At 68.1% G+C, this 16,239-nt stretch carries 16 protein-coding genes and 1 pseudogene; 6 read left to right on the top strand and 11 right to left on the bottom strand.

Features of this window, described 5'->3' with window-relative positions; all coding sequences use genetic code 11:
- Positions 1-318: 318 nt before the first annotated feature.
- The 4 genes from A5728_RS10340 to A5728_RS10325 are packed head-to-tail and all read right to left on the bottom strand — an operon-like array spanning position 319 to position 3,942.
- On the bottom strand, positions 319-1,305 hold the full coding sequence (locus tag A5728_RS10340; RefSeq protein ID WP_064846955.1) for an ABC transporter substrate-binding protein: 987 nt from the start codon (positions 1,303-1,305) through the stop codon (positions 319-321).
- Entirely contained in the window at positions 1,302-1,979 is a 678-nt protein-coding gene (locus A5728_RS10335; protein ID WP_064846971.1) for an ABC transporter permease, read from the bottom strand. The genes A5728_RS10340 and A5728_RS10335 overlap by 4 nt, the downstream gene beginning before the upstream one ends.
- Positions 1,976-2,779, bottom strand: a complete 804-nt coding sequence (locus A5728_RS10330; protein ID WP_064846954.1) for an ABC transporter permease — start codon at positions 2,777-2,779, stop codon at positions 1,976-1,978. The genes A5728_RS10335 and A5728_RS10330 overlap by 4 nt, the downstream gene beginning before the upstream one ends.
- Entirely contained in the window at positions 2,776-3,942 is a 1,167-nt protein-coding gene (locus A5728_RS10325) for an ABC transporter ATP-binding protein (protein WP_064846953.1), read from the bottom strand. The genes A5728_RS10330 and A5728_RS10325 overlap by 4 nt, the downstream gene beginning before the upstream one ends.
- Before the next feature lie 157 nt (positions 3,943-4,099).
- Here A5728_RS10325 and A5728_RS14985 point away from each other — a divergent pair, with 157 nt between their 5' ends.
- A complete protein-coding gene (locus tag A5728_RS14985) occupies positions 4,100-4,234 on the top strand; it encodes a hypothetical protein (protein WP_255359896.1) in 135 nt (44 codons plus the stop codon).
- A gap of 94 nt (positions 4,235-4,328) precedes the next feature.
- Here A5728_RS14985 and A5728_RS10320 read toward each other — a convergent pair.
- The 6 genes and pseudogenes from A5728_RS10320 to A5728_RS10300 form a co-directional block, all read right to left on the bottom strand.
- Positions 4,329-4,850: pseudogene (locus A5728_RS10320) on the bottom strand (transposase); the annotation flags it as partial.
- Positions 4,838-4,999, bottom strand: a complete 162-nt coding sequence (locus A5728_RS14535) for a hypothetical protein (protein WP_197493161.1) — start codon at positions 4,997-4,999, stop codon at positions 4,838-4,840. The gene A5728_RS14535 and the pseudogene A5728_RS10320, both read right to left, overlap by 13 nt.
- Positions 5,000-5,514: 515 nt before the next feature.
- Positions 5,515-6,117, bottom strand: a complete 603-nt coding sequence (locus A5728_RS10315; RefSeq protein ID WP_064846951.1) for a DUF421 domain-containing protein — start codon at positions 6,115-6,117, stop codon at positions 5,515-5,517.
- Positions 6,118-6,120: 3 nt separating this feature from the next.
- Positions 6,121-8,088, bottom strand: coding sequence for an ABC transporter ATP-binding protein (locus tag A5728_RS10310; protein ID WP_082943406.1), 1,968 nt, complete (start codon positions 8,086-8,088; stop codon positions 6,121-6,123).
- Between the two features lie 29 nt (positions 8,089-8,117).
- Complete coding sequence (locus A5728_RS10305; protein ID WP_064846950.1) at positions 8,118-8,603, bottom strand: MarR family winged helix-turn-helix transcriptional regulator; 486 nt, start codon at positions 8,601-8,603, stop codon at positions 8,118-8,120.
- A gap of 86 nt (positions 8,604-8,689) precedes the next feature.
- The gene (locus tag A5728_RS10300; RefSeq protein ID WP_064846949.1) at positions 8,690-10,012 is read right to left on the bottom strand and encodes an MFS transporter; all 1,323 of its coding nucleotides are present in this window, start codon (positions 10,010-10,012) and stop codon (positions 8,690-8,692) included.
- 344 nt (positions 10,013-10,356) lie between these two features.
- Between A5728_RS10300 and A5728_RS14840 the strand changes: the two genes are divergently transcribed.
- Positions 10,357-10,749: a hypothetical protein gene (locus A5728_RS14840; RefSeq protein ID WP_231885614.1), complete on the top strand. Its 393-nt coding sequence runs from the start codon at positions 10,357-10,359 to the stop codon at positions 10,747-10,749.
- 78 nt (positions 10,750-10,827) lie between these two features.
- Here the strand turns inward: A5728_RS14840 and A5728_RS10290 are convergent, their stop codons facing one another.
- Complete coding sequence (locus A5728_RS10290) at positions 10,828-11,166, bottom strand: hypothetical protein (RefSeq protein WP_064846948.1); 339 nt, start codon at positions 11,164-11,166, stop codon at positions 10,828-10,830.
- A gap of 142 nt (positions 11,167-11,308) precedes the next feature.
- On the opposite strand from A5728_RS10290, the gene A5728_RS10285 reads away from it, so the two are divergent.
- The 4 genes from A5728_RS10285 to A5728_RS10270 all read left to right on the top strand — a co-directional run bounded on the left by A5728_RS10285 (position 11,309) and on the right by A5728_RS10270 (position 16,064).
- Positions 11,309-12,139, top strand: coding sequence for an aldo/keto reductase (locus tag A5728_RS10285; protein ID WP_064846947.1), 831 nt, complete (start codon positions 11,309-11,311; stop codon positions 12,137-12,139).
- Between the two features lie 206 nt (positions 12,140-12,345).
- Entirely contained in the window at positions 12,346-13,857 is a 1,512-nt protein-coding gene (locus A5728_RS10280) for a peptide MFS transporter (RefSeq protein WP_064846946.1), read from the top strand.
- A gap of 246 nt (positions 13,858-14,103) precedes the next feature.
- Positions 14,104-15,612, top strand: a complete 1,509-nt coding sequence (locus A5728_RS10275) for an APC family permease (protein ID WP_064846945.1) — start codon at positions 14,104-14,106, stop codon at positions 15,610-15,612.
- A gap of 41 nt (positions 15,613-15,653) precedes the next feature.
- Positions 15,654-16,064, top strand: a complete 411-nt coding sequence (locus A5728_RS10270) for a universal stress protein (protein WP_064846944.1) — start codon at positions 15,654-15,656, stop codon at positions 16,062-16,064.
- Positions 16,065-16,239: the final 175 nt, after the last annotated feature.

Raw genomic sequence — 16,239 nt, 5'->3', positions numbered from 1 at the left:
GGTTGTGCACAGAGTTATCCACAGGTGTGGAAACCATGGCGCGTTCCCGGGTGGGCCACGTGGGGCGATACCTTTGAAACCCCAGGTCAGGGCGATATGACGCGAATCCCCAGCGGGTGTGGACAAGCCTGTGCAGAACCGCGCACACGGCCGTGGAGAACGCGCTCGGCCGGACGCGGATGAACGGAACATGACGAACGCCCGGTGCTTCCCCATGCGGGGAGCACCGGGCGATCCCACCCCGTGGGGTGGATTCCGGACGTCACCAGGCGACCCTGACGGCGGTTCGTCGGCCAACGTCGCTGCGGGTGTCGCGGATCAGGAGGCCTTCTCGTACCCGTGGTCGGAGAGCCACTGCTTGGCGGCGTCCGCGGGGTTCTGCTGCTGGTCCCCGCTGACCTTGCGGTTGAGGTCGATCAGGTCCTGGGTGGTCAGCTTGGTGGAGAACTCGTTCAGCGCGTCCACCGCGTTCTGCGGCAAGCGGTCCGGGGCGGTGAGCGGGAGCACCTGCTGGGCGATGAAGTTGTTCTTGGGGTCCTCGAGCACCGTGAGGTGCTGGTCCTGGATGGCCGGGGTGGTGGTGAAGATGTCCGCCACCTGGGCGTCGTCCTGGGTCAGGGCCTGCACGGTGAGGGGGCCGCCGCCGTCGTTGATGGGCTGGAAGGATTTGAAGGAGCAGTCGTACTTCTGCTTCAACCCGTCCACGCCGTAGGCGCGTTCCTGGAACTCCGGCGGGCCAGCCATGATCAGGTCCCCGCACACCGAGGAGAGGTCCTCGATGGACGTCAGACCGTACTTCTCCGCGGTGGCCTGTGTGACCACCAGGGCGTCCTTGTTCTCCGCGCGGGAGGGGTCGAGCACCGAGAGCTGCTGGCCCTCCAACGCGGAAGGCAGTGCCTTCATGATGTCCTCGGCGGAGGCCGCGGTGGCGTCCTTGTCCGCGAAGAGCAACAGGTTCCCGGAGTAGTCCGGGACCACGTCCACGGAACCGTCCTTGACGGCACCCACGTAGGCCTCGCGCGCGCCGATGCCCGGCTTGGTCTCCACCGTGACGCCCGCGTCCCGCAGCACCCCGGCGTAGAGCTCGGCGATGACCTGCGACTCGGGGAAGTCCGCAGAGCCCACGGTGACGGCGTCCGAGGAGCCGCCTGAGGCGGCGTCGCCCGAGTTCTCCGCGAGCGGGTCGGAACCGCCGCCGCACGCGGTGAGGGCGAACACGGCCGTGGCGGTCATGGCCGCCCACACGGCGGGGCGGAGGGCGCGGTGCGCAGCGCGCTTGCGCTGCGTAGAGGGGGACGGTGTCATGGTCGATCTCCTGCCAGTCTGAGGCCCGGCGACGTCACCAGGCGTTGTACGAGAGCGAGTACTGCATCCGCGGCCAGTGCGAGCACGGCCACGAGTACCACGGACGCGAGCATGCGCGCGTAGTCGCGCACCGCGAGCCCGTCGATCAGATAGCGGCCCAGACCGCCCAGGTTGATGTACGCCACGATGGTCACGGTCGCGAGCACCTGCAACGCGGCATTGCGGATCCCGCCCAGGATCACCGGCAGCGCCACGGGGATCTCCACGCGCGTGAGTACCTGACCCTCGGTCATGCCCATGGAACGAGCGGCGTCCACGAGCGCCGGGGAGACCGCGGCGACCCCCGAGTACGTGCCCGAAAGGATGGGCGGGATGGCCAGCAGCACGAGCGCCAGGATGGGGGGCATGAGCCCCAGCCCCATGAGCAGCGTGAACAGGCTCAGCAGACCCAGGGTGGGCAGCGAGCGCAATGCGCCAGCCAGGCCCACGATCACGCCGCCGCCGCGGCGTGTGTGGCCCACCCACAGGCCCAGGGGCACGGCGATCGCGAGCGCGATCCCCATGGTCAGCACGCTGTAGCCCACGTGTTCGAGCAAACGCTGCGGGATCCCGGTGGCTCCGCTCCAGTTGGCGGGGTCGGTCAGGAACTGCGCGGCTTCCGAGAACAGGTTCACGCGCAATCACCCCGGGCTTCCACGGCGGCGACGGCGCCCGCGCCGGGTCGCGCACCGGCCACGGAATCGCGGCCCTCGGGGTCCCCGCCCCCGGGCCGGTCGACTCGGCCGTTAGCGCTGTCGTGCCGTGCCGCCCCGGCACGACGCCGCTCGCGCGCCGTCGTGGTCCCCGTGCGCTGCCAGCGGGTCAGGACATGGCCGAGCAGACGCAAGAGCTGATCCAGCACGATCGCGATCAGCACGGTGGCCACGATGCCCACCACGATCTCCGAGACGATTGAGCGGCGCAGCCCGTCCGTGAACAGGGTGCCCAGGGACTGGATGCCGATCACGGCGCCCACGGAGACCATGGAGATGTTGGAGACCGTGGCCACGCGCAGCCCCGCGATCATCACGGGCACTGCCAGCGGCAGTTCCACCCCGAAGAAGCGGCGCACGGGTTTGTACCCCAGCGAGGTGGCGGCCTGGAGGACATCTCGGTCCAGGGATTCGAACGCGTCCACGCACGAGCGCACCAGGATTGCGATCACGTACAGGGTCAGCGCCACGATCACGTTGACCACGGATGTGATGCCCGTGCCCAGGATCAGCGGCAGGACCACGAACAGGGTCAGCGAGGGGATCGTGTACAGCAGTGACGAGCCCGTGACGAACACCGGGCGCAACCAGCGTCTGCTCGTGGCCAACCGCGCAAGCGGGACGCTGATCAGCAGGCCCACGACCACGGGCACGATGGACTGGATCAGATGCGCACCGGCAAGGTCCAGGACCGTGGACCAGTTGTTCGACAGCCAGTTCACGAGCGTTCCGACCTGTCGTAGCGCGCCGAGCGCTGCTCTTCGATCGCGCGCATCACGTCTTCGCCGGGCACTACGCCCGCCACGGAGCCGTCGCGGTGCACGGCCACGGCCTGCCCGGACGGGGAGGACAGGGCGGCGTCGAGCGCGGTGCGCAACGACCCGCCGTCGTGCCACAGGGTCCCTCCCACACGCAGTTCCTCGCGCGCGGCCGGTTCTCCGGACGCCGTCACGGGCAGCCAGCCCAGCGGGTGGCGGCGCTCGTCCACCGCGAGCACCCAGTCCGACGACGACGCCGCGCCCGCCGCCTGCCACGGCGCGGGGTCCTCGCTGCAGGGGCCCACCAGGAAGCGCTCGCCGGTGTCCACGGCCAGGACCGTGACGGGCTGCAGTGCCACGGAGGCGTTGTCGAAGCTCAGCGAACGGAACCCGCGGTCGCGGCCGATGAAGTCCGCGACGAAGTCGTCCGCGGGGGCCCGCAGCAGTTCCTCCGGGGTCGCGTACTGCGCGAGCCTGCCCCCGCGCGCGAACACGGCCACGCGGTTACCCAGCAGGATCGCCTCGTCGATGTCGTGGGTCACGAAGATGATGGTGCGGTGCAACCGCTTCTGCAGGTCCAACAATTCGCTCTGCAGGTCCTGGCGCACCACGGGGTCCACGGCGGAGAACGGTTCGTCCATGAGCAGGATGGGCGGATCCGAGGCCAGCGCACGTGCCACGCCCACGCGTTGTTGCTGACCTCCGGACAACTGCGCCGGGTACCGGGTGGCCACGGACTCGTCCAATCCCACCGAGCCCAGCAACTGCCGGGCGTGCGCGCGGGACTCCCGTTTGGACACCCCGTTCAGCCGGGGGACCGTGGCGATGTTGTCCTCCACGGTCTTGTGGGGCAGCAGACCCGATTGCTGCATCACGTACCCCATGGAGCGGCGCAGCTTGGCGGCCGGGATGCTCGCGACGTCCTGACCGTTGACCTCCACCGTCCCCGAGGAGGGCTCCACCATGCGGTTGAGCATCCGCAGGGACGTGGTCTTGCCGCAGCCGGATGGGCCCACGAACACCGTGAGGGAACCCGCGGGAACGTCCAGGTCCAAGTTATCCACCGCGGCCGTACCGTCCGGATAGACTTTGCTCACCCCGCGGTAGCGGATCGCCAGATCGGTCATGGGGCCGTATCCCTTCGTAGCCGTGGTTTCATCCTAACGGCGCAAAACCATCGGTGAGCGGACCATTTCCAGATTCGTGACGGTTCACCCGGTGGAGCCGTCACAAGTGCCGCTGAAGCATGCCGTCCGGAAGGAAGGCACGAGGAAGACGTCCGCGATGGCGTCCAAGGATCGGAACCGCCTGGGCAGCACCAGCGAGTCCGGACTGGACCAGAAGCTGCGCGAGCGGGGACAACGCGCGGCCACGCGCACCCCCAAGCCCCGACCACAGCGATGGGCGGAACACTCGTAAATGCCCCGCCCATTTTATTTTGCACTCACGCGCGCCGCTCACGTGTCAGATTTGTATGATGTCCCGCGTCTGGACGAACACCGGGATTGCCGGCTCATCGCATTCGAGGGTATAGGTTGGTCTGAATCCTCCAGCCTCGAGCAGGCTCCCGGTGATGTAGTTGGTGAGGTTGCCGACGCCGAAAGCGGAGCCGCGCAGGTGCTCAACGCGCCCGTTGATCGCCTCTGTCGGCCCGTTGCTGGTGCCTGGCCGGTCGAAGAACGCGAGCACGTCGAAGGCGCGTTGCCTAAAGGTACGGCCAAGCTTGCGGATATCGACGAGCGTGGCCGGGACGCCGCTGCTAAGCGCGTGGATCACCGCTTGCATCATCTGCTTCGCCTTCTTCTTCTCGGGCTCGCGGTAGGCGGGGACAATGCGCTGGTAAATGCCCCAGGTCGCTTCGACCTCGACATGCTCCTCGATCGCGAACACGGCGTTGAAGCGGGCGGTGTGCTTCTCGATGAGCAGACCGGCACCGGTCGAGGGCGTCGCCGGCCAGACGAACGACATGGAACGGGTCCATCACCGGGACCGCGTGGGGCAGCTCTTCCGCCGCGGCGGCCTTTAACCCGCTGAACTTACGCCACCACGGATCACACCCTCGACGACACGACACTCGATGACCGCCCGATCCGGGTCGAGTCGCTGCCCGACGGCTTCGAAGCCATGTACGTCGAGGCGGCAGAACGTGATCAGGCACAGCGCGGGGAAGATAGCGTTGAACACGTCGAGCTCTTCCGGATGGTGAGTGCAAAACCTCCATCCACGGGGACCCCGACGTCCATGCGACCACCGCCGCGCGAACCCCCACCACACCCCCCACCACGAAGAGCCAGATTGCCAGTATCGCACTGATGATGGAAACGCAGATCAAATATGCGCCGGCCGGTCTTGAGATCCTTGTCTACGTCCTATTCACTCGCACTACCGGACCTGTAGGCGTTCGAATCCCACCGCATCTGCTTTCCCCAGACGGCATCGGAAACGACGAAATAGGATGTCATGAGAGACCCTAGACAGAAAAACGCCAGAGTCAGGGCCAGGGGGAAACAACCCCCTTAGAAATCAGCAACCATCCGCATATGGACAATCCGATCACTGCAAACGCACTGCAGTAAACTGTGATCGGGCTTTTGAATTTCATGACATTCTCTTTCTACAAGGTTCCACCACCCGAGCCTGCTATAGAGCATCCCTGGGACTTCGCCCCGCACCACCGGGGTGGGTTCCCATCAGTGAGTTCACCGATCATGTGGGGCATCAAGTGGCGCGTCCACGATGTCCTCGGTCAGGAAATCCTCCGGGATCCGGTCCGCCCCGGCCACGTCCGCGAGGATCCGGCGGTCGATGGGAACCCCCCGGCGCAGCACACTGATCCCGCCCCCGGGTTCGTGCAGCACGCACGCCACCTCGCGGTAGGAGCGCACCCCCGCCCGACGCAGTGCCCCGTTGAGTTCGGAATGCGTGATGTGGGCGCGACGCAGGGCGTGCTCGTCCACGCGGTCACCGATCATGAGCAGGCGGGCGGGTGAATTGAACACGCGCTGCCACCGAGCCCGCGTGCCCAGGTGGCCGAACACCACTTCCAGCAGGAACAGGGTGCCCAGTCCCAGCACCCCGCTCAGGAGTGTCGGCGGGTGCCCCAGGATCACGCGCCCCGCCACGGCACCCAGCATCACGGTGATCACCACGTCGAACGTGGACATGGCCGTGAGCACCCGCTGGCCGAAGATCCGCACGAAGACGAGGAATGCCACGTATATCCCCACCGCGGAGAGCACCACCACGATCGCATGGGCGGACGTGATCCCCAGTTCGGAGCCCAGACCCTCCCAGGACGGCATGCCTCAGCCCCGGCCCGTGCCGCCGCGTTCCAGCGACGCCGACGACGCCGGTCCGGCGCCTTCCTTGGGCCGGGTGGCGTCATCGAGCCGGGCAGCGGCGTCGTCCTTGCGGCCCACCGCGAACTGCGTGGCGTGCAGCTCCGCGTAGCGGCCAGCGCGTGCGAGCAGTTCCTCGTGGGAACCGCGCTCCACGATTCGGCCGGCCTCGATCACGAGGATCTGGTCCGCCTGGCGGATCGTGGACAGCCGGTGCGCGATGACCACGGCGGTGCGCCCGGACATCGCCTCGTCGAGTGCCGCCTGCACGTAGGCCTCGTTCGTGGAATCCAGGGCGGAGGTCGCCTCGTCCAGGATCACCACGCGGGGTTGGGCCAACAGCAAGCGAGCGATCGTGAGGCGCTGGCGCTCGCCACCCGAGAGCCGGTAGCCGCGCTCCCCCACGACGGTGTCCAGACCGTCCGGGAGGGATTCGATCACGTGCCGCAACCGAGCGCGCTCCAAGGCGTTCCACAGCTCGGCGTCCGTGACCCCCTCCCGGGCCACACCGAGGTTCGCGCGGATCGTGTCGTGGAACAGGTGCCCGTCCTGCATGACCATTCCCACGGAGCGGCGCAGGGATTCGAAGGTCGTGTCCCGCACGTCCTGGCCGCCGAGCCGGACCGCGCCCGAGTCGACGTCGTACAACCGCGCGACCAACTGCGCGATCGTGGACTTCCCGGCCCCGGAGGACCCCACGAGGGCCACGGTGTGGCCGGGTCCCGCCCGGAAGTCGATGTCGTGCAGGACTTCCTCGCCGCCGCGCGAATCCAGGACAGCCACGTCCTCGAGGGACGCGAGCGAGACCTTGTCCGCGGAGGGGTAGGAGAAGCGCACGTGATCGAACTCCACGGCCACGGGCCCCTCGGGCAGGGCACGCGCCTCGGGGCTCTCGGTGATGAGGGGCTTGATGTCCAGGACCTCGAACACGCGCTCGAAGCTGACCACCGCACTCATGATGTCCATGTGGGCGTTCGCCAACATGGTCAACGGGGTATACAACCTGGTCAGAAGCATGCCCAGGGCCACGACCGAGCCCGCGTCCAGGTGGCCCAGCAAGGCCTGCGCTCCGCCCACGCCGTACACGAGCGCCAGCGCGAGAGCGGAGACCAGGGTCAGGGCGGTGACGAACGTGGTCTGCAACATGGTCGCGCGGATCCCGATTCCCCGGACGTCGTTCGCGCGGGCGGCGAACTCCCGCGATTCCTGCGCGGGATCGCTGTAGAGCTTGACCAGGGTGGCACCACCGGCGGAGAACCGCTCGGTCATCCGCGTGGACATCTGGGCGTTGTATTGGGCGGAGCGACGCTGCAACGCGGCCAACCGGCCACCCATGGCCCGGGCGGGGATCAGGAAGATGGGCAACAGCAGCAGGGACAGCGCGGTGACCTGCCACGAGATGGTGACCATGACCCCTACGGTCAGCACCAGGGACACCACGTTGGACACCACACCCGACAGGGTCCCGGCGAACGCGCGCTGTGCGCCGATCACGTCCGTGTTCAACCGGGACACGAGAGCCCCGGTGCGCGTGCGGGTGAAGAAGGCGAGCGGCATGGTCTGCACGTGGTCGTACACGGCGGTGCGCAGATCGTAGATGAGCCCTTCACCGATCCGTGAGGACTGCCACCTGTTCAGCAGGGACAGTCCAGCGTCCGTGATGGCTACCGCCGCGATGGCCACCGCGAGCCACACCACCACGGAGACGTCGTGCCCGCCAGTGATCGCATTGACCACCCGCCCGGCCAGCACGGGCGTGACCACACCCAGAACGGCCAGGGCCACCGACACCAGGACGAACGCCAGGATCGCCTGGCGGTGGGGACGCGCGAACGTGATGATGCGTCGCACGGTTTCACCGCTGATCTTGCGGCCCTTGTTCTCCTGCCCCTTCATGGTCCGCCACATGGCCATGTGGGCGCTCTGCATACTCACGCTCGCAACTGTATCCCCGGGTCAGGGAATCACGCGGGGCAGTCCAGCCCCATGGCACCGCGGGTATTGGAGCCGCGGTTGAGGGCGCGGCCGATCTCACTGAGTTGGCCCACCTGCTCGGGGGCCAGTCGGTCGAAGACGATTTCCCGCACATGACGCACGTGGGCCGGAGCAGCCTCACGCAAACGTTCGAGTCCTGCGGGGGTGATCTCCGCGATCACCACGCGGCGGTCGTCCTGACGGCCCGCGCGAGTGACCAGCCCGTCTTTCTCCATCCGCGCGACGATTCGCGAGAGCCGGGACTGGGACGTGTTCGTGGCCGTGGCCAGAGCGGACATCTTGTGCCGGTGGTCCGGGGCTTCGGACAGCATGGCGAGCACCAGGTATTCCGCGAGTGACATGTCCTCCTCGCTGCGCAGCTGCCCCTCCACGGCACCCGGCAGGCGGAACATGATGGAGACGAGCGCGAGCCACGCTTCCCGCTCGTCCTCTGACAGCCACTTGGTCTCTTCCATACTCACGAGTGTAGTGAGCATATATTGACGCAGCAAATATTTCGCGTATCTAAGGAACTGGGTGACCCCCGCCCCACGCCCACCGCTCAGGCACCCAGCGTGCGACGCCGCCCCGCGAGCGCGATGAACACGCCCTGTGCTACGGCCACCCCGACCATCACGAGCAGCGGTGCGGTCCAGGACCCGGAGGCGTCCTTCAACAACCCGATCATCACGGGGCCGAGCGCGGCGAAGAGATACCCCACGCTCTGCGCCATGGAGGACAGGGCCGCAGCCCGGTGGTAGTCCGTGGTGCGCAGCCCGAACAGGGCCACGGCCAGCACGATCGCCCCGCCGGTGCAGAACCCGATGAACAGCGCCCACAACAGGGACAGGGAGGGGACGAACAGCAGACCCAGCAGACCGATCACCGCTGAGGCAGCGAACACCGCACCCAGACCGGACTGCTCCCGGAGCCGGGGGATCATGAACCCGGCGAAGAGAGTCCCCACGAGTCCGCACGCCTGGAACGCGAAGTGGTACCACCCGGCCTGGACCGGGGTAGCGCCGTCGGAGATCTGGATCGTCGGCAGCCACGTGACCATCGTGTAGTAGACGGTGGACTGCAGCCCCATGTACACGGTCACCTGCCAGGCCAGGGCGGAGCCCAGCGGGAGCCGGGCCCGGGAACGTGCAACGGACGCGGTGACGGCCGGGGGAACCGCCGGTGCGGCGTCGTCGTCCGCTCCTGAACCCAGAGTCGGCGAACCAGGCCCTGTCGCATCGGGGGCCGCGGCCCGGGGAGCGGCAGTGCCCGAGCCCACCCGGGAGGCCACCCCCAGGATCCACGGCAGGAAGACGGCCACGCCGATGATCGCCACGGCCGCCCAGATCCCGAGCGCGAACCGCCAGCCGGACGGGGCGACGTCCGCGATGGGGACCACCACACCGGAGGCGAGCGCCGCGGTCAGCGCCGTGACCGCTTGGTACACACCCGTCATGGGGCCGATCCGGTGCGGCCAGTCACGTTTGATCAGGGACGGGATGAGCACGTTGAGCACCGCGATCGCCGCGCCCAGCAGTCCCGTGCCCACCCAGATCAGCCCGGGCCCGGGAACCGAGCGGACCACGATGCCCGCCGCGAGGACCACGAGGGCGAGACCCAGGACCCGTTCGAGCCGGAATGCCTCCGCGAGTCGCGGCGCGAAGGGGGAGATCACGGCGAACGCCACGAGCGGCAGGCTCACGAGCAGCGACGCCTGCGACGCGCTCAATCCCACCTCGTGTTCGATCTGCGGCAGCACCGGGCCCACCGCGGTGATCCCCGCCCGCAGGTTGGCCCCGAGCAGGAGCACGCCGACCAGCAGCAGTCCCGCGCGGGGCGCACGGGCGGACACAGAACGCTCGGGGCGTGGATCGACTGCGGGCACGGGGCCACCTCTCCTGGACGTCCATGCCACCATAATGGGAGGCATGGACTCCCACGACACCTGGCCCGCGCCCGTGAACGTTGACGACCGCGGGTTCGACGCCGCCGCCATGCGTCAGTTGGGCCGCGCACCCGGGTCGGGCGACGCCGCAGGGACCGGTTCCGCGGGTACCGGCACCGGGGCCCCGGGGGCCGATCCCGATCTCTCCGCCAAGCCCACCCTGCGCGAGAAGTGGGCCACGTCCCTTCTGCTGGTGATCCCCCTGGTCTCCGCGCTCGTGGTGGTGCTCAGCGCCATCCGGTACACGGACACCCGCAACGGGTTGTGGCTCGGGGGTCATCGCGGTGGTGCTCGCGCTGGCCGCGCTGTCCTGGGTATCCGTGCTGCGGCGCAGCTTCGCGAGGGCCCAGCGCCACCTGTCCGTACGACTGCCGGGGGTGATCGGCCACGGTGTGGGCATCGTACGCGAGCTGGACGTGGAGTCCCCCTTCGACGAGAACGGCGTCTCGGACACCGTGACCGCCCACCTCACCCTGCGTGTGAACCCCACGCAGGGCCCGGCGTTCACCGCCGTGCTGGACGCGGTCTACGCACTGGCTGACGCCGAGAAGCTCACCGTGGGATCGCACGGGCCGGTGCGCTACCTGCGCTCGGACCCGGAGAACACGGTGGGGATCGAAACCCGGTTGCCCGAACTGACGGTGCAGCAGATCTACCGTGCCGCGGCCATGAACTGACCGCGGGGCAGGGTCCCATACCGCGCCGTCGTCATCAGCTCCGGTGCTGTGGAACGACGGCACACTGCCGGGGCAGGGTCATTGGCGGGAACCCTCGTGTGCGTCCGGGACCCACTCCTCGTCCCGGCGCAGGGACGACGAACCCGCGGGAGATGATCCGGCGGGCGGGACCGCCGCGTGCTGCTCGGTGTCCGCCTGGGGCTCCACGACCACCCGGGTGCCGGCACCGCGGGCGCGGGACGAGGAATCGGGAACGTCCGTGACGCTCACGGTCACCACGTTCAGGGCGATACCCAGGAGGAAGAAGATCCAGGCGGCCACGGCCACCGAGGCCAGGGCGAACAGCAGACCGATGAGCAGGAGACCCACGGACGTGAGGTAAGCGGGGGATTTGACGCGCCGGAAGTTGAACTTCATGTCCCCTATTTGATCATGTTTCCCCCCGCGCCCCGCGCGGGATCCGGCCCCGGCCAGGGACTTCACCGAGAACTTAACGGCTTGTCAGATCCGCGGTGCAGCAGTTCACTGGGAGTAGTTGTCACAGAAAGGATCCACCAGGATGTCCAAGAACCAGACACTTCAGCTCAACGACGGCCACTCCATCCCGCAGCTCGGCTTCGGCGTGTGGCAGGTGGAGTCCGATGTTGCAGAGGACGTGGTGGCCAAGGCCCTGCAGGTGGGCTTCCGCCACATCGACACCGCCGAGATCTACGGCAACGAGGAGGGCGTGGGTCGCGCGATCGCCAAGAGCGGCATCCCCCGCGAGGAGCTCTTCGTGACCACCAAGCTGTGGAACGACAACCAGGGCCACGACTCCGCCCTCCAGGCCATCGACGCGTCCCTCGAACGCCTCGGCCTGGACTACGTGGACCTCTACCTCATCCACTGGTCGCAGCCGAAGAAAGGCAAGTACCTGGAGACCTGGAAGGCGTTCCAGGAGATCAAGGACTCCGGCAAGGCGCGCTCCATCGGCGTCTCCAACTTCACGGAGAAGGCCCTGCAGGACGTCGTGGACACCGGGGTGGTCCCCGCCGTGCACCAGATCGAGCTGCACCCCTCCTTCAACCAGCAGCACATGCGCGAGATGGATGCCCGCAACGGCATTCTCACAGAGGCGTGGTCCCCGCTGGGCCAGGGCAAGGCGGAGCTGCAGGACGAGACCATCGGTGAGATCGCCCGCGCCCACGACGCCACCCCCGCGCAGGTCATCATCGCGTGGCACCTGGCCCTGGGCAACGTGGTGTTCCCCAAGTCCGTAACCCCGGAGCGCATCCAGCAGAACTGGGACGCCCAGCAGGTCACCCTCACAACGGAGGAGATCGAGGAGATCAACGGCCTCACCCGCGAGGACGGTCGACTGGGCTCGGACCCGGCTGACTTCAACGACTGACCGGGTGACCGCCCACGGCCCAGCCGCCGCCCACCCGAGGTGACGCGGCGCCGTCGGCGCCCCCGTCCGGCGCTCACGCCTGACGCGCTGACCACGCCGTTCGGCGCGGAGCAATGGCCCCGGGACTCTGGCAGGAGGACCCGGGGCCGTTCCCGTGGTGCGTCGCAGGCCCGGGCACCCAGCCCGGGGGTGCATCATGGACTGTTATGAGTCAGAACAGCCCGGACGGCAGCCGCGCGCACACCGCGGCGGCCACACCCCAGCCAGCCCTCGACCCGCACAACCCCGCGGGCAGGAAAACCTTCTTCGGCCAGCCCGGAATGCTGGCCAACCTCTTTTCGGTGGAGATGTGGGAGCGCTTCTCCTTCTACGGCATGCAGGCCCTGGTCCTGTACTACATGTACTACGCCGTCTCGGACGGCGGTCTGGGCATCGACAAGGGCGTGGCCGCCGGGATCGTGGGTGCCTACGGCGGCACCGTGTACCTGTGCTCCATCCTGGGCGGCTGGATCGCGGACCGACTGCTGGGCTCCGAGCGCACCATGCTCGCCTCGGCGGTGCTCATCATGGCGGGCCACATCGCCCTGGCCCTGATTCCGAGCGTTCTCGGCCTGACCATCGGCCTGCTGTGCATCGCTGTGGGTTCCGGCGGTCTGAAGACCACGTGCGTGAACCTCGTGGGAACCCTCTACGAGCGTGACGACCCCCGCCGTGACGCGGGTTTCTCCATCTACTACATGGGTGTGAACATTGGTGGCCTGTTCGGCCCCCTGCTCACCGGCTTCGCGTGGGCCAAGTGGGGCTTCCACATGGGCTTCGGTCTCGCCGCGATCTTCATGGCCTTCGGCCTGGTGCAGTACACCCTCACCCGCAAGGGTCTGCCCGCCACGGTGCACACCGTGGCCAACCCGCTGCCCCGCTCGCAGTACGGCAAGTGGATCGGCATCGTCCTGGCGGCCGTGGTGCTCGTGGTGGTGCTGCTGCTCACCGGCGTCCTCAACCCCGGGAACCTCTCCAACGCCGTGATCCTCGTGGTGGTGGTCTCCGCCGTGGCGCTGTTCGTGACCATGCTGCGTGACAAGGAGCTCTCCCCGGACGAGCACTCCCGGGTGATCGCGTTCATCCCCCTGTTCATTGCCACCGCGGCATTCTTCTCGCTGTTCCAGCAGCAGTTCACCGTGCTCGCCATCTACGCGGACACCCGGCTGAACCTCAACCTGTGGGGCTTCGATTTCAAGCCCTCGCTGACCCAGTCCATCAACCCTGTGTTCATCGTCCTGCTGGGCATGGTGTTCGCGGCAGCGTGGACCAAGCTGGGCACCCGCCAGCCGAGCACCCCCGTGAAGTTCGGTGTGGCGCTGCTGCTGATCGGCGTGGCGTTCCTCACCTTCGTGACGCAGGCACACACGCCGTCCGTGTTCATCGGGTGGATCGTGCTCGTGCTGTTCTTCGCCACCCTGGGCGAGCTGTTCCTCTCCCCGGTGGGCCTGTCCCTGGCCACCAAGCTCGCGCCGCGGAAGTTCCCCGTACAGATGATCGCGCTGTACAACCTCTCCGTGGCCCTGGGTACCGCGCTGTCGGGCTCGCTCGCGGAGTTCTACTCCGCGGACAACGAAGTGGGGTACTTCGGCACCATGGGCGCGATCACCATCGTGCTCGGCGTCGTGATGCTCCTCGCGTCCAAGCCCATCCTGAAGCTGATGCGCGGCATTCGCTGAGTTCACCCTTCCCTGGGCGTGCGCCTCGTATCCGCAGCGGCGGGTGCGGGACGCGTCGTCGTACCGGACGACGACGTCGCCCGCGCCCTTCCCCGGCACGGCTCGCCGCGCCGGGTCGTCCGGTGCTCCCACCACCCGGACCGCATCCTTTATGGTTACCTGTACGCATGAGCCGCGGGTCACATCCATGTCATCGGAAACCGGTGCCAGTCAGCGGCTGCACGAGGCCGATCCGCGGAGGAAACCATGAGCGATTCACCAGCGTCGAAGGATGTCACCTCGTCATCCACGGCGAACAGTCGGACACCGGGCGCATCCGGCGCCGCCGGGGCACCCGCGTCCTCGGGGGGCGGGCATGAGCTGAAGCGGGTCATGGGTCCGGGATTGTTGCTCCTGTTCATCGTGGGGGACATCCTGGGCACGGGCGTCTACGCGCTGACCGGCAACATCGCCGGTGAGATCGGCGGCGCCGCGTGGGCACCCATTCTCATCGCTTTCGTGGTGGCTACGATCACCGCGTTCTCCTACCTGGAACTCGTGACCAAGTACCCCGGGGCCTCGGGTGCGGCGCTCTACACGCACAAGGCGTTCGGGATCCACTTCCTCACGTTCCTCGTCACGTTCGCCGTGCTGTGCTCGGGACTGACCTCCGCCGCCACGGCATCTAGCACCGTGGCCTCCAATTTCGCCAAGGGTTTCCACCTGGACGTGGGCCCGCTGGGGATCACCATCGTGGCCGTGGCCTTCCTGGCGATCCTCGCGCTCATCAACCTGCGCGGGGTGTCCGAATCGGTCAAGCTCAACGTGGTGCTCACGTGCATCGAACTCACCGGCCTGCTGATCGTGATCCTGGTCGGGTTCTGGGCCGCGGCCCAGGGCAACGCGGACTTCAGCCGCACGGTGATCTTCGAGACCTCGGACGACAAGGGCATGTTCCTGGCCCTGACCGCCGTCACGTCCCTCGCGTTCTTCTCCTTCGTGGGCTTCGAGGACTCGGTCAACATGGTCGAGGAGACCAAGGACCCCACGCGCAACTTCCCGCGCGTGATGCTGCTGGGCCTGTGCATCACCGGCGTGATCTACGTGCTGGTGTCCGTGTTCACGGTGGCGATCGTGCCCATTGGTGAACTGGGACAGTCCACGACCCCTCTGCTGGACGTGGTGCGCATCGGTGCCCCCGGTCTGCCGATCGACACCATCTACCCGTTCCTGACCATCTTCGCGGTCGCCAACACCGCATTGATCAACATGCTCATGGCCTCGCGTCTGCTCTACGGCATGGCGCGGCAGGGCGTGATCCCGGGCTTCCTGGGCAAGGTGCTCCCCGGGCGTCGCACCCCCTGGACCGCGATCATCTTCACCACCGTACTGGGCATGGTGCTCATCATCCTGGTGAACAACGCGATGGGTAAGGGCACCGCCGCGGCGTTGGGCGGCACCACGGCGTTGCTGTTGCTCGCCGTGTTCACGGTGGTCAATGTGGCCGCCGTGATCCTGCGCCGTGACCGTTCCCAGGAGGGTCACGACTACTTCCACGCCCCGCGCGTCCTGCCCTACCTGGGCGCCATCACGTGCACGTTCCTGCTGGGGCCGTGGGCGCAGGACGTGATCGAGTACCAGATCGCGCTCGTCCTAATCGCCCTGGGCCTGGTCCTGTGGCTGCTGAACTTCCTGTACGCCCGCCTGTTCACGGGTCGCCGCACCCGCTTCCAGCACCCCGAGGACCTCGCCAACCTGGAGGACGTGGACCGCTGAGTCCACGCCCCCACCCACCCGCTCACGGACCCGGAGACGTCATGAACATCGTTGTCGGATACTTACCCACCCCCGCCGGCCGGGCCGCCCTGCGCGCCGGGATCACCGAGGCCACCCTGCGTTCGGCGGACCTCGTGGTGGTCCAGGGCCATCACACCAAGCGCTGGGGGCGGCACACCGGCCCCGAGGACACCGAAGCCGCCGTGAAGGAGGACCGCGCCGCGCTCGACGAGAGCGGCGTGTCCTACGAGCTGGTCCCCGTGGCGCACGACGCCGATCCGGCGGACGTCATCCTCGAGGCCACCGATCGCGACCGGACCGCTCTGCTCGTGATCGGGACCCGCCGGCGCACCCCGGTGGGCAAGTTGATCATGGCCCCCACCACGCAGCGGCTGCTGCTCGAGGCCGGGTGCCCTGTGCTGTGTGTGAAGGCGGGGTACGACGCCGCCTGAGTGAGCGACGTCGACCGTTTCCCGTCACGCGCCAGCGGCCCTGACGGGGAGTGACCACGCGAGCCACCAGCCATCGCCCCGTGGAACGGCGGGGGGCCCCCCCCCCCCCCCGCCCCCCCCCCCGGGGGGGGGGGGGGGCGCCCCCCCCCCCCCCCGCGGGCGGCCCCCGCCGGGC

Origin of the sequence: Kocuria sp. ICS0012, assembly GCF_001665945.1 — a bacterium.
GTDB classification, from domain to species: domain Bacteria; phylum Actinomycetota; class Actinomycetes; order Actinomycetales; family Micrococcaceae; genus Kocuria; species Kocuria marina.
This window is presented reverse-complemented; position numbering and strand designations above follow the sequence as displayed.

Coding starts and splice junctions, on each gene's coding strand:
- A5728_RS10340 (WP_064846955.1), bottom strand. CDS start 1,305: ATGACACCGTCCCCCTCTACGCAGCGCAAGCGCGCTGCGCACCGCGCC.
- A5728_RS10325 (WP_064846953.1), bottom strand. CDS start 3,942: ATGACCGATCTGGCGATCCGCTACCGCGGGGTGAGCAAAGTCTATCCG.
- A5728_RS14985 (WP_255359896.1), top strand. CDS start 4,100: ATGGCGTCCAAGGATCGGAACCGCCTGGGCAGCACCAGCGAGTCCGGA.
- A5728_RS10315 (WP_064846951.1), bottom strand. CDS start 6,117: ATGCCGTCCTGGGAGGGTCTGGGCTCCGAACTGGGGATCACGTCCGCC.
- A5728_RS10305 (WP_064846950.1), bottom strand. CDS start 8,603: ATGGAAGAGACCAAGTGGCTGTCAGAGGACGAGCGGGAAGCGTGGCTC.
- A5728_RS10290 (WP_064846948.1), bottom strand. CDS start 11,166: ATGAAGTTCAACTTCCGGCGCGTCAAATCCCCCGCTTACCTCACGTCC.
- A5728_RS10285 (WP_064846947.1), top strand. CDS start 11,309: ATGTCCAAGAACCAGACACTTCAGCTCAACGACGGCCACTCCATCCCG.
- A5728_RS10280 (WP_064846946.1), top strand. CDS start 12,346: ATGAGTCAGAACAGCCCGGACGGCAGCCGCGCGCACACCGCGGCGGCC.
- A5728_RS10275 (WP_064846945.1), top strand. CDS start 14,104: ATGAGCGATTCACCAGCGTCGAAGGATGTCACCTCGTCATCCACGGCG.
- A5728_RS10270 (WP_064846944.1), top strand. CDS start 15,654: ATGAACATCGTTGTCGGATACTTACCCACCCCCGCCGGCCGGGCCGCC.